Consider the following 14,508-nt stretch of genomic DNA (forward strand, 5'->3'; position numbering starts at 1 on the left):
ATATAGAGTATAGATAGGCTGTGATATACTTCGCGCCCACTTTACTTTCGAAGAGCCAGTGACCATGAGCCTGAAAAATGAAATTCAACAACTCAATAACCGTTTAGATACGTGTCGCCATAAGCTCGATGCGGCTAAAGGTCGTGGCGATCAAGTAATGATCAGCAAATTTACCGATGAAGTAGAGCAACTGACGAAAAAGCTCGCTCAAGCAAAACACAAGCAAAATTATACGGTGAGCAAAGAGCGTAAGAGTTTGCTCGATATGCCATTTTCTCGTGAGTTGACCAAAGCCGAACAGGCGGATTTAGGTCAATTGAAAAAGTCAGTTAAAGGTTTAATCGTGGTACACCCGATGACAACAATGGGCAAAGAACTGCGTTTAGAAGTGATGACTGGTTTCGCTCCAAAAACCTTCTAACCATCATTTTTTACGACAGAAAAGAGCCAGATAATCTGGCTCTTTTTGATCGTACCTGCGACTCAATAGCCCATAAGTTGCAATAAATTCTCGGCGGTGTGGATTGCCTCTTTGCGGTTAGCAATATTCAGTTTTTGGTATAGGTTGCGGATGTGGGTTTTGATGGTGGTTCCTGCGACATCCAGCTCTTGTGCAATTTGCTCATTGCTAAACCCAGAGTAAATAAGCCCCAAGACTTGCCATTCACGTTGAGTGAGTGGGCTGGTACGAACCAGCTCAGGAATATTTGGGTGATTAACCAGCTTCTCAACAAACTCTTCGTCGAAATGGACTGATCGGCTGCGCTGAGTGGTAGAGATCTCTTTCATTAACTGTTGTGCGCGGTGGCGTTCCAGATCTCCCAATTCGGATCGGCTAGAGAGTTTTTCCAATAAGTGGCCGATCTGCGAACCATCGATTAAAAAGTTACCCACCATACCCGTCTGATTGGTTAGCTGTAGGGCTTCTTTGAGTTTTTCTTTCGCCACTTCTTCGTTGTGCACTGTGGTGGCTAGAACGGCTTCGAGGATCAAATTACGGTTTAGGTCAGTAATCAACTGATAAGTTTGCGCTTCGTGCTGCATAAACGTCAAAGTTTGAGTCGCATCTTCCAAATGACCTAAGTGAATCTGAACTCGAGCAATATTACGCCATTGAAGCTGTGAAAAGTGATTGCATGCTTTTTCTGGTCGAATGGTGGTCTTGAGCCACTGCAACATTGCTTCATCATTGCCACGAGCTTGCCAAAATAGAATCAGTGAGAGCGAAGCATTCGCCGTCCAGTCTACGTGATAAGTCGATTGTTTCAGTAAGTGCTGTATTTGTTCGATGAACTTACCCGCTTTATCGAGTTCACCACGGCCAATAGCAATACGCGCCAGCATTGAATAACTGTGCAGATGCTTGCTTGGAGAGTGGTTGCCCAATACGCGTAGTCCTTTATAAGCGCACTCTTCCGCTTCATCCAAGCGGTTCCAGCACCACAGGATTTGGGCACGTATCCGTAGTAAGAACTCATGCAATGGCACTTGCTGTAATTGCTGCTCTTCAATTAATTTGAAGGCAATATCTTGTACTTCAAAAGCGGCTTGCACATAACCTTGGGCAATCAAGATCTCGCTTTGCTGTAGTAATGCCCATAGCGCTTGGTGGTAAACCTGATACTGGCGTGCCAGCTTTTCGGTTTGTTGCATCATCGAGAGTGCGCGGCTTAATTGACCGAGCACGTGGTTCACTTCGCCGACGACTGAAGTGGCGACAATACGACTGCGGTAAACTGTGTGATCCAGTTGGCTTAGCGCTAATTCCGCCAGTTCTAAGGCTTTTTCTGGCTCATTTTGGTTGATCGCGACTTGAGCACGCAGGGCATTGAATTCGCCTTGTTCTTTAGTGCTGAGCTGAACATTGAGCGCTTTCATCTCGTTGGTCGATTTGGTCAGCAGATCCCCAACGTCAAAGTAGCGGTGCTGACTTTGAGCCAGCCAAGCTTGTAGCATACACAGTTTAGGCTCGCGATAGAGTTGGGCCGGAGAGAGTTGGTTAATGGCCTCTTCGAGAGCCAAAAGCTCGCCTTGGTTGAACATCTTCCAGCCAAATTGCGTCAAGATAGTAGCGAGTAAGTCAGTATCGTTGGCGAGCGTGGCGTGACGCAACGCTTGATGAGGTGTGGCTTCTTGCAACCAAGCGTGCGCGGCGGCACGGTGCAGATCGTGCTCCTGCTGCGGGATGCGCGCCAAGCGTTCATGAGAGAGGAATTCCGCAAATAAGTTGTGGAACCGGTACCAGTTGTGCTCACCTTCCAATGGATAAATGAATAAACCATAGCGGTTGAGCGACTCAATCATGCTCAGCGCGTCGTCACGTTTGGTGAGTGCAGAGACTAACACGTCATTAAAGTGATCGAGCACCGAGCATTGCATCAAAAATTGGCGCGTTTCTTTATCCAGCAGATCAAACACTTCCTCAACTAAGTAATCCCATAAATGTGCATGATTAAACTGCGATACCGACTCCGCTGTCTGCGCCAACGTGCGCTTTTGGTGCTGTGCTTGTAAGGCAATCAATTGCAGTGCAGAGGGCCAGCCTTCGACATAGGTGCACAAGTTGTTGGCAGTATCATCATCCACGCCATCAGAGACCCGTTGATTAAAGAAGCGTGTTGTTTCTTCGGTATCAAAGGCGAGTAGCTCATTACCAATTTCGATCATCAAATCGCGTACGCGCAAGTTGGCCGTGCCTAATGGTGGTGTGGCACGGCTAGTGACGACCAGCGTTAGGTTGTCTGGCATGTGTTTGAGGAAAAAGCGCATCGCTTCGTGGATATCGTCATCGGCGATCAAATGGTAATCATCGAGAACCACATAGCACTCTTTGTTAAAGCCAGACATTTCCGAAAACACTTCACTAAATAGCGAGTGTAAAGAAGAGAACTGGCGTCGCTCGGCCAGTTTCTGGGCATTTGGACAACTTTGCTGAGTCGCTTTATTAATCGCTTGCAGTAAGTAGTTGATAAATCGGAACGCATCATTGTCGCTTTCATCGATGCTATACCAACCCACATTGGTCTTGTCTGATAACCATTGCGCTGCCATGGTGGTTTTTCCATAACCAGCAGGCGAGCGAAATAGCACGAGTTTGTAGCAAGGTGCTTGGGCAAGCAGCTCTAACACACGCGGGCGAACGATGGCGTTGTGTAGGCGGCCGGGACGAGTAAGCTTAGAAGGTATCCACATCTTCCAGATTCCATTTATTGTTCTTGTTACTGACTTAAAAGCTGATCGCAGCTTTGGAGGTGCTTAGTAAGAAGAGCATCATTATTTAGGAGTACACAAGTGAACTATCACTCATTTTGTGTGGATGTTACTTGATGTCGTGACGCACGTTTATTGATCCATCCCGAGATTCTTGCAGGATTCACATTTACTCATCATCTACGCCCTGTAATTGTGACTTTAATCACTAAAACTTCTTTGTTATGCGCTATATAAAAACTGAGCATGTACAAAATCTCATGTAATTTGTAAATGAAGCTCATTTTTTTGAGAGCCAATTCTCATATTGAGAGATTGATATTCCCGATCGAAACCTTAGCGTCATGAGCGGTATTTAGGCTAGTGAGCAAGGTGATGTGATCACAATCACTGCTTATGAACCGCTATGTGCAACGAATGAGAGATAGATCACTGCGACTCTGGTGCTCGCCCTCTACGCCCTGAGCTCTCCTCCTAAACGAGGTCATTTTTAGGAGGATGCCGACCTTGCGTAGCTGATGCACGATATGCCGAAGATGAATTAAAACGACTAAGTGAGATTTCGCTAATGAAACCTACGCAACAGAAGAAGTTTGATAAAGCTTCGTTCCAAGACAACGTAAAGAAACACCTGACTGCCACCTACGCCACCACCATTGAAAATGCAGATAGCCGTTCATGGTATCTCGCAATGGGGCGCGCACTGGCTGAATTAACGATGTTTGATCTACTCGAAACTGAGCAAGACGAGCGCATTGTTAACGCTAAGGGTCTGAACTACTTATCACTTGAGTTCTTGATTGGCCGTTTAACGGGCAACAACCTCATCAGCATGGGCCTGTATGAGCAAATCACGGAAGCGATGGCTGATTTAGGTCAGAACCTAACGGATTTATTAGAAGAAGAACGTGACCCATCCTTAGGTAATGGTGGTTTAGGGCGACTTGCGGCATGTTTCATGGATTCGTGCGCTGCGCAAGAGTACCCAACCGTAGGTTATGGTTTACATTATGAATATGGTTTGTTTAAGCAATCTTTTAGTGAGGGCCACCAACAAGAAGCTCCTGATGAGTGGCGTTGTGTTGAAGGCTACCCGTGGGAAGTGGCACGACCACACCTAGCACAAGAGATTGGTTTTTACGGCCATGTTGACGTTATCAATGACAATGGTGTGGAAAAACGCCGTTGGATTCCGAGTATGTTTGTCCAAGCAATGCCTTGGGATTTACCGATCGTCGGCTATGAAAGCGACACGGTTTACCCACTTCGTTTATGGGAATGTCGCGCAATTGCGCCTTTCTCACTGGCTGATTTCAACAACGGTAACTACTTTGAAGCACAGCATGCCTTGATTGATGCAGGCAACATTACCAAAGTACTTTATCCAAACGATAACCACGAAAAAGGCAAGACACTGCGTTTGATGCAGCAATATTTCCATAGCGCGGCGTCAATGCGTGACATTTTGCGTCGTCATGCGGCGGCGGGTCATAACATTGCTGATCTTCCTAAATATCAAACCGTTCAGCTAAACGATACTCACCCAACGATTTCCATTCCTGAATTGATGCGTATCTTGATTGATGAGAAAGGCATGGGCTGGGATGAAGCATGGGCGATCAGCTCAAAAACGTTCGCCTACACCAACCATACGCTACTGCCTGAAGCACTCGAAACGTGGAGCGAGTCGTTGATCCAGCGTTTGCTTCCTCGCCATATGGAAATCATTTACGAAATCAACCACCGCTTCCTGCAAGAAGTACGAGCCAAGTGGCCGGGTGATGTGTCGAAACAGCAAAAACTCTCCATCATTCAAGATGGTTTCCACCGTGTAGTGCGTATGGCAAACCTTTGTGTGGTTGGCTCTTACGCTGTGAACGGTGTGGCGGCGCTGCACTCGGAGTTGGTAAAACGCGATCTTTTCCCAGAATTCCACGAGCTTTACCCAACACGTTTACACAACGTAACAAACGGCATTACGCCGCGTCGCTGGTTGAAATTTTGTAACCCAGGTTTGTCGGCGCTTATTTCGGAAAAAATTGGCACTGAGTGGCCAGCGCACCTTGACCAGCTAGAAGCGATTGCGCAATACGCTGACGATGCGAAATTCCAAAAAGAGTTTATGGCGGTTAAGAAACACAACAAGCAGCGTCTGGCTGATTGGGTATCAGAGAACATGGGTATTGAGCTTGATACCAATGCCATCTTTGATGTGCAGATCAAACGCTTGCATGAATACAAACGTCAGCATTTGAATATGTTACATATTCTCTCTTTGTATCATCGTTTAGTGAATGACCCAACGTTCGATATGACGCCGCGCGTGGTGTTCTTCGCGGCTAAAGCGGCACCGGGTTACCACCTAGCTAAAGAGATCATCTACGCCATCAATAAAATTGCGGAAAAAGTGAATAACGATCCGCGCATTGGTAACAAGCTAAAAGTAGTTTTCATTCCTGATTACCGCGTGAGCATAGCTGAAATCATCATTCCTGCTGCCGATGTATCCGAGCAAATTTCTACCGCAGGTAAAGAAGCATCCGGTACCGGTAACATGAAAATGGCGCTAAATGGTGCTTTAACCATAGGTACGATGGATGGTGCAAACGTGGAAATTCGTGAGGAAGTGGGTGATGACAACATCTACATCTTCGGTTTGGAAGTGGACGGAGTCGAAGCGTTAAAAGCCAGTGGTTATAACCCATATGATTACTACAATGCGGATCCGCTGCTTAAGGCTTCACTGGATTTGTTGGTGGGTGAAGAATTTACCCCAGGCGCTCCGGGTAAATTGAAAGCCACGTTCGATAGCTTGCTTGATGGTGGTGATCCATACCTAGTGCTGGCTGACTTCGCTTCGTATGTACAAGCGCATCAGGCGATGGACAAACAGTACCGTGACCAGGCTGGCTGGGCGAAGAAAGCGATTCTTAACACCGCGTTGGTGGGTAAGTTCAGCTCTGACCGCAGTATCCGTGACTACGTTAACAACATCTGGAAATTAGAAACCGTTAAACGTTAATTTTCAAGTAAGCCAAGGCCTTAGAGCCTTGGCTCTATGATGACTCATTATAATAAAACCCTACCCATTTGAAGGGGAAAGAAGTCCCTTCGGAGAAAGCGATGAAACAACTAAACGCATTAAAACAAGTAGCGGCGATGGCGAACATTGCCGACAGCTACATAAGCGCGTGGGGCGACGAAGCGAAAGTGGAAGATGAAACCATTATCCGCTTATTGGCGTCTTTGGGCTATGACACAACCAATGATGAAACGCTGCTGAAATCAGCAGAAAAGAAACACAAGAAAGATGTATTAGATCCTGTTCTCGTTATTCGTGAAGGTGAAGCGGTGGAAGTGCCACTTTATCTAGGTGCCAGCGCACGTGAAAGCGAATTTAACTGGCGCTTAGAAACCGAGCAAGGAGAGGTACTTGAAGGCTATCTTCAATCGCAAGTCGTTCGTGATGAACGCGCTGAGGGTGGCCCTTTAGTGTTTGCATTGCCAAGCGATTTGGCATGGGGATATCACAAACTGTTGGTGACACGGAAACGCCGTAAAACACCGTATGAGCTCACGCTGATAGTGACGCCAAAAGCCTGTTACAAACAAGCACCTATTACTGAAGGTAAAAAATTGTGGGGCCCGAGTGTGCAGCTTTACACGCTGCGTACTCAGCACAACTGGGGTATTGGTGATTTTGGAGACTTAAAACAGTTAGTGGCGGATATTGCCTCTCGTGGCGGCGATTTTGTCGGCCTTAACCCGATTCATTCTCTCTTTCCTGCAAACCCTGAAGGAGCGAGTCCTTACAGCCCATCGTCACGCCGTTGGCTCAATATTTTATACATTGACGTGAGTTCAGTGCCTGAATTTGCTTTGAGTGCGGATGCGCAGCAAAAAGTAGGCAGTGCGGAGTTTCAGCAACGTCTTCAGAAAGTACGTGAAGCGCATTGGGTAAACTACACCGAAGTTGCAACATTAAAAATGAGTGTCTTGCCACTCCTGTTCACCGAATTTAAAAAACGCCATTTAGATAAAAATAGCGATCGCGCACAAGCCTTTTTGAATTTCGTTGAAGAAGGTGGCGAGAGCTTAGTGCACCAAGCGGCATTCGATGCGCTGCATGTTGATTTACATGCCCAAGATCCGAATGTATGGGGTTGGCCAGTTTTCCCTGAAAAATATCGTCGGTTTGAAAACAGCGCAGTACAGAAATTTATCGAAGACAATCAAGATAAAGTTCACCTATACATGTACTTGCAGTGGATTGCTGATGGCCAAATTAATGAAGCCCAAGCACTCGCGGAAGAAAAAGGCATGGCGGTCGGCTTATACCGCGACCTTGCGGTGGGTGTGGCTGATTCTGGCTCTGAAACTTGGGCTGATGCCGGTAACTTGATTTTAGATGCTAGCATTGGCGCACCGCCCGATATTCTTGGACCATTGGGTCAAAATTGGGGCTTACCACCGCTTAATCCACAAGTATTACAAGCAACCGCTTACGATGCTTATATCAAGCTGCTGCGCGCCAATATGAAACATTGTGGTGCTCTGCGCATTGACCATGTACTTGGTTTACTGCGCTTGTGGTGGGTACCAAAAGGTGAAAATGCCACTAAGGGTGCTTACATCTACTACCCAGTACAAGATATGCTCGCGATTTTAGCGTTGGAATCTCACCGCCATCAATGCAGCGTGATTGGCGAAGATTTGGGCACAGTACCTGATGAAATCGTCGATATTTTAGCCGATGCGGGTGTTCACTCTTATAAAGTGTTCTTCTTTGAAACCGCAGACGATGGCGGCTTTATCTCACCGAAACATTACGCCGTTCAATCGATGTCGGCACTGTGCACACATGATATGCCAACGTTGCGTGGTTTCTGGCATTGCGATGATCTAAAAATGGGGAGCGAAATTGGTTTGTACCCCGATCAAGCCCAGCTCGAAGCCTTGTTTGAGGACCGTTTGAAATGTAAACAAGGCATTTTGGATTCGGTGGCATGGCATGGTTATTTGCCTGAGGGTGTGGGGCGCGACGCAAGCCTTGTTCCAATGGATTCATATTTAAGTGAGGCGCTGCAACTGCACGTTGCATCTGGTGCATCGACCTTGTTAAGTATTCAGTTAGAAGATTGGTTGGAAATGGATAAACCCGTTAATATTCCGGGTACCGTTAATGAGTACCCTAACTGGCGTCGTAAACTTTCAATGAATTTGGATGAAGTATTTGCGCGTGATAATGTCAATCGCATTGCTGCACGTTTAACGGAAGTGCGAGCGAGTGTAAGTAAATAATCACTTACTGAATAAACCTTGATGTGACTTAGTGTTATCTTTCTTAATCATGGCATGAAGAATTTTAGTCTAGGTCACTCAATGTAACAGCAGAGTTCGGTACACTGAACCTCGCTAGTATGCCCGCCATTTTAGCGGGCATTTTTATACGTTTAAAGAAAGTTAGGTTAGGAGTAGGGATATGAAAACAAAAAAGCTTTCAAAGCTAAAGCAGGCATATAGCCAACTTTCCCATGCATCATTTACAGATCCATTCTCATTTTTAGGCCCTTACCTCGCACCCGATCAAGGTGCGCTACGCGTTTGGATGCCGGGTGCCGAAAAAGTTGAGCTGGTGGTGGAAAATCAACCTCGCATTCTGCTTGAGCGTGAAGATGAGTCGGGTTTCATCCTAAAATCAAATATTGATTTACGTTTTACCCACTACCAATTGGCGGTCGATTGGGCAGGTGTCGAACAGCTCATCGATGACCCATATCAGTACCATGGTTTATACGCTGAATATGATGATTTACATACGCCGAAATCGATGTATCACCACATGGGTTCGCAGTTCGTGACCATGGAACGTGGTGGTAAACAAATCTCAGGTATCCGTTTTTTAGTCTACGCACCGCATGCCAAAGCGTGCAGTTTGATTGGCGCATTTAATCAATGGGATGGACGTCGTAATCCAATGCAGCGCCTTGATTACGGTATTTGGGGAATTTTCATGCCCAACTTACCCGAAGGTACGCAATACAAATTTGAATTGAAAGGGCCTCATGGTGAAGGGTTACCGCACAAAGCCGATCCTTGGGGTTACTACGCCGAGCAATACCCTTCGTTTGCTTCAGTGACGTATGATCATCGGCGTTATGAATGGCAAGACAGTACGTGGCAAGCTCGCCCCATCACCGAAAAGCGCAAGCAAGCGCTCTCTTTCTATGAGTTGCACGTGGGCTCTTGGCGTCGTAATTCGGCGGGGGAATTTCTAAATTATCGTGAGCTGGCTGATCAACTGGTGCCTTATTTGGTCGATTTAGGCTATACCCATGTAGAGCTTATGCCCGTTTCTGAGCATCCATTCTATGGTTCTTGGGGCTATCAACCTGTTGGCTTATTTGCGCCAACGAGCCGTTTCGGTACGCCCGATGATTTTAAATATTTCGTTGATCAATGTCACCAAGCTGGTCTTGGCGTGGTGCTCGATTGGGTTCCCGCACATTTTCCTGCCGATAGTCATGGCTTAGCCAATTTTGATGGCACTCCTTTATTCCATGACCCTGATCCACGCCGCGGCTGGCATCAAGATTGGAGTTCGTATATTTACGACCTTGGCCGCGAACATGTGCGCCGTTTCTTGGTCTCGAATGCGTTATATTGGTTTGAACAGTTCCATATCGATGGCATTCGGGTCGACGCCGTTGCTTCGATGCTCTACCTCGACTACTCACGCAGCCATGATCAGTGGATCCCAAATGTGGATGGCGGCAGAGAAAATTACGATGCGATTGCCACCTTAAAGTGGATGAACGAAGAAGTGTACAAACACTTCCCGAATGCTATGACCATTGCTGAAGAATCAACAGCTTTTCCCGGCGTTTCAGCGCCAACCTTTATGGGCGGTTTAGGCTTTGGTTTCAAATGGAATATGGGCTGGATGCATGACAGTTTGGCCTATATAAAAGAAGATCCTGTCCATCGTAAATACCACCACAACGTCATCACCTTCCCGTTAGTCTATGCACACAGTGAAAACTATGTGTTGTCGCTATCGCACGATGAAGTGGTGTATGGAAAAGGTTCGATCCACAACAAAATGCCCGGCGATGAGTGGCAACAAACGGCAAACTTGCGTGCTTATATGGGTTACATGTATGGCCAGCCGGGTAAAAAACTCAACTTCATGGGCACTGAATTTGGTCAAACGGCAGAATGGAATCATGATGACCAACTTCAGTGGTTCTTATTGCAGTTTGAACGCCATCAAGGAGTGCAGAATTTAACGCGAGATCTCAATAAGATGTATCAAGCCGAGCCTGCACTTTTTGAGTTAGACAGTGAGCCTCGTGGCTTTGAGTGGCGCTTACAAGATGCGGCCGATGCGAGCATTCTTGCGCATGAGCGCATGAGTGACTGCGGTGAACGTATTTTAATTATCACCAATTTTACCCCTGTTCCTCACCAAGCTTTTCGTTTAGGTATGCCTGTCAAAGGTGAGTATCAATTACTGCTTAATACAGATGATAGACACTATGGCGGTAGCGGTTTTGAAGTCAAAAACCGTGTACTGACTGAAAACGTTGAGAGTGAGGGTTTAGACCAATCTATTTTGGTCTGTGTACCGCCACTGGCAACTCTCTACTATAAGCTAGAGACAAGGGTATAGTTGTCAACCCCATTGCAATTTAATGAGTTGAATGGTTCCTTGTTAAGTCTCAACATCAAAATCCCGATTTACAGTGTGAATTGGGATTTTTACATCTGGCTGTCTCAGAATGAGGGTAAGTTTTTACCCATCGAAGCAATATCTTGCTCATGCTGGGCAGGTTTTTGCTCAATCAAAAAAACATACAATATAAGTGATTGATTTTAAATGGTAATAGAGTTGGCACTGACTTTGCTCTATGACGAGTGAACTTGTTTCATACCATTCATCATTAAAGTAAGGAATTTGCAATGCCAACTCCATGTTATATCTCTATCGAAGGCGAAACTCAGGGCCTGATCACTGCTGGTGCTCTGTCTACTGATTCAATCGGTGATGCGTTCGTTGAAGGTCATGAAGACCAAATGTTGGTTCAACAATTTGACCACGTTGTAACTGTACCGACTGATCCACAATCAGGTCAGCCTTCTGGTCAACGTGTTCACAAACCATTTAAATTCACCGTAGCGCTAAACAAAGCGGTTCCTCTTCTTTATAACGCACTGGCGTCTGGCGAGAAGATGAAATCGGTTGAGCTAAAATGGTACCGCACTTCTATCGAAGGTAAGCAAGAGAACTTCTTCACTACTACACTCGAAAGCGCGTCTATCGTGGACATTCACTGTGAAATGCCACACTGCCAAGATCCAGCGAACGGCGACTTCACACAAAACGTTACGGTTTCTATGTCTTACCGTAAAATCCTGTGGGATCACGTGAATGCGGGTACTTCAGGCTCTGACGACTGGCGCAAGCCTGTTGAAGCGTAATCACGCTTAGTTTTTGGGTCGCTCACTCGTGTTTCATGTCCTTGGGGTGAGTGGCCCACACCAAAACCTTAAGCTCAGTACGTAGCCTAGTTATGTATTGAGCTTAAGGTTTTTCGACATTCAAATGTGGAAGGGAAAAAGATGGCAAGGTTAAGTTTTAGGCTCACCGTGGAGGGGTTGGCAGACGACACGTTAGTGGTGCGTGAATACCAAGGTGTGGAATCGCTGTCTGATAGCGCGCAGGCGGGTCTGCGCTGCTACGGTTTTCGCTATGAGATAAAACTGGCCAGTCGCCAATCTGGTTTAACGGCGCTGGAGCTGGTGGATAAAACCGCTCAGCTTGAGATGTTGCGTGATGGCCTTGTCGTGCAGCGCGTGCACGGCATTGTGCGCCAGTTCAGTAAAGGCGATATTGGCCATCATCACACCTTTTACTCACTGACCTTAGTCCCGGCATTAGAGCGGCTATCACTGCGCCAAAACAGCCGTATTTTCCAGCTCAAAACCGTTCCCGAAATCCTCTCCATCGCACTGCAAGAAATGGGCATTAACGACTACGCCTTCTCGCTGAAACGCGAGTGTGCACAGCGTGAATTCTGCGTGCAGTACCGTGAGACGGATATCGACTTCTTGCACCGCTTAGCTGCCGAAGAAGGCTTGGTGTATCACTTCATTCATGAAGAAGGGAAACACACCCTCTTTTTCAGTGACGACAGCCAAAGCCTGATAAAGCGAGAAACGCCTATCCCTTACAACGCCCTCGCAGGTGGCGTGATGGAAAGCCCTTGTGTGTCGCAATTAACGCAACACAGCCAAACCGAAGTGAGCCACAGCGCGCTGCAAGATTACAGCTTTAAAAAGCCGAGCTACTCGTTTGCTCAGCAAGCGCAAGGGCGCGAGATGGATTACCAGCAAGCGACTTACGAGCACTTTGATGCACCGGGTCGCTTTAAAGACGACATCAGCGGCAAAGCCTTTAATCAAATTCGCTTAGAGTACCTACGACGAGAAGCGCGTACCGCGACCGGAAAAAGTAACCATCCTGGCCTGCAAGCGGGCACAAAGTTCGACTTACAAGAGCATCTTGACGACAGCGCGAACCGCGATTGGGTTGTCGTGCAAGTGCATCATCAAGGGCGTCAGCCACAAGCATTGGAAGAAGAGGGCGGCAGTGGCGCGACCACGTACAGCAACCAATTCACGCTCATTCCTGCTGATGTCACGTGGCGTGCGACACCGCAAGCCAAACCTCAAGTGGATGGCCCTTGCATGGCGTTAGTCGTGGGCCCTGACGGCGAAGAAATCTTCTGCGACGAACATAGCCGCGTCAAACTGCATTTCCCGTGGGACAGATATTCCAACGGCGATGAGCACAGCTCGTGCTGGGTGCGCGTCTCACAAGGTTGGGCTGGCAGCCAATATGGCATGATAGCCATTCCGCGCATTGGTCATGAAGTCATCGTCTCGTTTCTCAACGGCGACCCAGACCAACCGATAGTGACAGGCCGTACCTACCATGCGACCAACAAAGCGCCGTACACACTACCGGATAACAAAACCAAAACCGTGCTGCGCAGTGAAACGCACCAAGGAGAAGGGTTTAACGAGCTGAGTTTTGAAGACCAAGCGGCGCAAGAGAAAATCTACCTACACGCGCAAAAAGACTTAGACGCCTTGGTGCTCAATGACGCCACGACGCACATCAAACACGACCAGCACCTCACGGTGGATAACGACCAGTTCACGCACGTTAAACATAACCACCACCTCACGGTGGAGGGCGAAAGCCGCGATAACATAACCAAAGATAGCAGTGTAGAGATTAGCGGGTCATTACGGCATAAAGTGGCCAAACTGACCGCGATACAAACAGGGCGCGAAATCAGCCTTAAAGCGGGAGCTAAAATCGTTGTAGAAGCTGGGGCTGAAGTGACTTTAAAAGCGGGTGGCAGCTTTGTCAAAGTGGATGCTGGTGGCGTGCACATCGTTGGTCCTGCGATTAACCTTAATGCTGGCGGAAGTGCTGGCAGCGGTAGCGCTTATGGTGGGCAATCCGCCATGTTGGCAACCCCACTACTTGATATGAAAGCTCCAGCCGAATTGCAAGCGAGTGCAATTAACGCGACCATGCAAAGCGGCCAAGCGAATGTGATCACTCATTTTGAGGCTGCCGCAGTACAATCCGCTGCGCAGAAATCATCTGCATCATCAGAAAAGCAGTCAGAATCTAAGGCGGCAGAAAAGAGCGCTCAGGAAGAGAGCCCAAAAGAGGATGCACAAAACGAAGATAAAGCATCACTGCTACAATCGGATGTGTTGAAACCTTCAGAAGAGCTGGAAAAGTTAGCGAAGAAACAAGCCAGCGCTTTCAGAAAAGGCAACAATGGCGAAGAAGTGAGCTTGATTCAGCAAGCGTTAATCAAAATGAAATTTGATTTGCAAGTCGATGGTGATTTCGGTAGTAAAACCAAAACGGCCATTGAGCAGTTCCAAAAAAGTTATCAACCCAGTCATCAAACGCATCCGTCATACAGCATTGGCCCCGTTGATGGTATTGTTGGCCAAGGGACACTGCTTGCACTGGATGAAGCGTTGATGGATGGGTGGGTTTATGAAAATGATGTCCATGAAATGTGGACGCTAGGTAAAACTTCAGAGAAATATGAGTCGGCAGGAAGAGGTCCAGGGGTCATATCAACAGGAAATGGAGATTATGGTGGTGCTTCATATGGCTGTTATCAAATGTCATCAAACCTTGGTGTGGTACAACAGTATATTCGATCATCAAAATTTAAAGATTTTTTTATTGGATTGAAT

The 14,508-nt window shown here is 47.1% G+C and carries 7 protein-coding genes; 6 read left to right on the top strand and 1 reads right to left on the bottom strand.

The genetic code is table 11. The features are described 5' to 3' along the window. The first annotated feature begins 64 nt into the window (after window positions 1-64). Window positions 65-421: a YibL family ribosome-associated protein gene (locus tag AACQ17_RS16360; protein ID WP_026027197.1), complete on the top strand. Its 357-nt coding sequence runs from the start codon at window positions 65-67 to the stop codon at window positions 419-421. Between the two features lie 62 nt (window positions 422-483). On the opposite strand, the gene malT is transcribed toward AACQ17_RS16360, so the two are convergent. Beyond that, window positions 484-3,192: an HTH-type transcriptional regulator MalT gene (gene malT / locus AACQ17_RS16365; RefSeq protein WP_017046883.1), complete on the bottom strand. Its 2,709-nt coding sequence runs from the start codon at window positions 3,190-3,192 to the stop codon at window positions 484-486. Between the two features lie 586 nt (window positions 3,193-3,778). Here malT and AACQ17_RS16370 point away from each other — a divergent pair. From AACQ17_RS16370 to tssI, 5 genes are all read left to right on the top strand, one after another. Next, window positions 3,779-6,232: a glycogen/starch/alpha-glucan phosphorylase gene (locus AACQ17_RS16370; protein ID WP_094146982.1), complete on the top strand. Its 2,454-nt coding sequence runs from the start codon at window positions 3,779-3,781 to the stop codon at window positions 6,230-6,232. A gap of 101 nt (window positions 6,233-6,333) precedes the next feature. Continuing rightward, window positions 6,334-8,511: a 4-alpha-glucanotransferase gene (malQ, locus tag AACQ17_RS16375; RefSeq protein ID WP_094146981.1), complete on the top strand. Its 2,178-nt coding sequence runs from the start codon at window positions 6,334-6,336 to the stop codon at window positions 8,509-8,511. Between the two features lie 181 nt (window positions 8,512-8,692). Beyond that, window positions 8,693-10,882, top strand: coding sequence for a 1,4-alpha-glucan branching protein GlgB (glgB, locus tag AACQ17_RS16380; RefSeq protein WP_017044919.1), 2,190 nt, complete (start codon window positions 8,693-8,695; stop codon window positions 10,880-10,882). Between the two features lie 290 nt (window positions 10,883-11,172). Continuing rightward, window positions 11,173-11,691: an Hcp family type VI secretion system effector gene (locus AACQ17_RS16385; RefSeq protein ID WP_013868180.1), complete on the top strand. Its 519-nt coding sequence runs from the start codon at window positions 11,173-11,175 to the stop codon at window positions 11,689-11,691. A 141-nt stretch (window positions 11,692-11,832) separates the two neighbouring features. After that, window positions 11,833-14,508: type VI secretion system tip protein TssI/VgrG (gene tssI, locus AACQ17_RS16390; RefSeq protein ID WP_170935142.1), on the top strand; the 2,676-nt coding region annotated here is incomplete at its 3' end.

Origin of the sequence: Vibrio sp. V10_P2A27P122 (assembly GCF_963874335.1) — a bacterium.
Taxonomy (GTDB): Bacteria; Pseudomonadota; Gammaproteobacteria; order Enterobacterales; family Vibrionaceae; genus Vibrio; species Vibrio anguillarum.

Excerpts from the sequence above, each read along its gene's own strand:
- AACQ17_RS16360 (WP_026027197.1), top strand. The coding sequence starts at position 65 with ATGAGCCTGAAAAATGAAATTCAACAACTCAATAACCGTTTAGATACG.
- malT (WP_017046883.1), bottom strand. The coding sequence starts at position 3,192 with ATGTGGATACCTTCTAAGCTTACTCGTCCCGGCCGCCTACACAACGCC.
- AACQ17_RS16370 (WP_094146982.1), top strand. The coding sequence starts at position 3,779 with ATGAAACCTACGCAACAGAAGAAGTTTGATAAAGCTTCGTTCCAAGAC.
- malQ (WP_094146981.1), top strand. The coding sequence starts at position 6,334 with ATGAAACAACTAAACGCATTAAAACAAGTAGCGGCGATGGCGAACATT.
- glgB (WP_017044919.1), top strand. The coding sequence starts at position 8,693 with ATGAAAACAAAAAAGCTTTCAAAGCTAAAGCAGGCATATAGCCAACTT.
- AACQ17_RS16385 (WP_013868180.1), top strand. The coding sequence starts at position 11,173 with ATGCCAACTCCATGTTATATCTCTATCGAAGGCGAAACTCAGGGCCTG.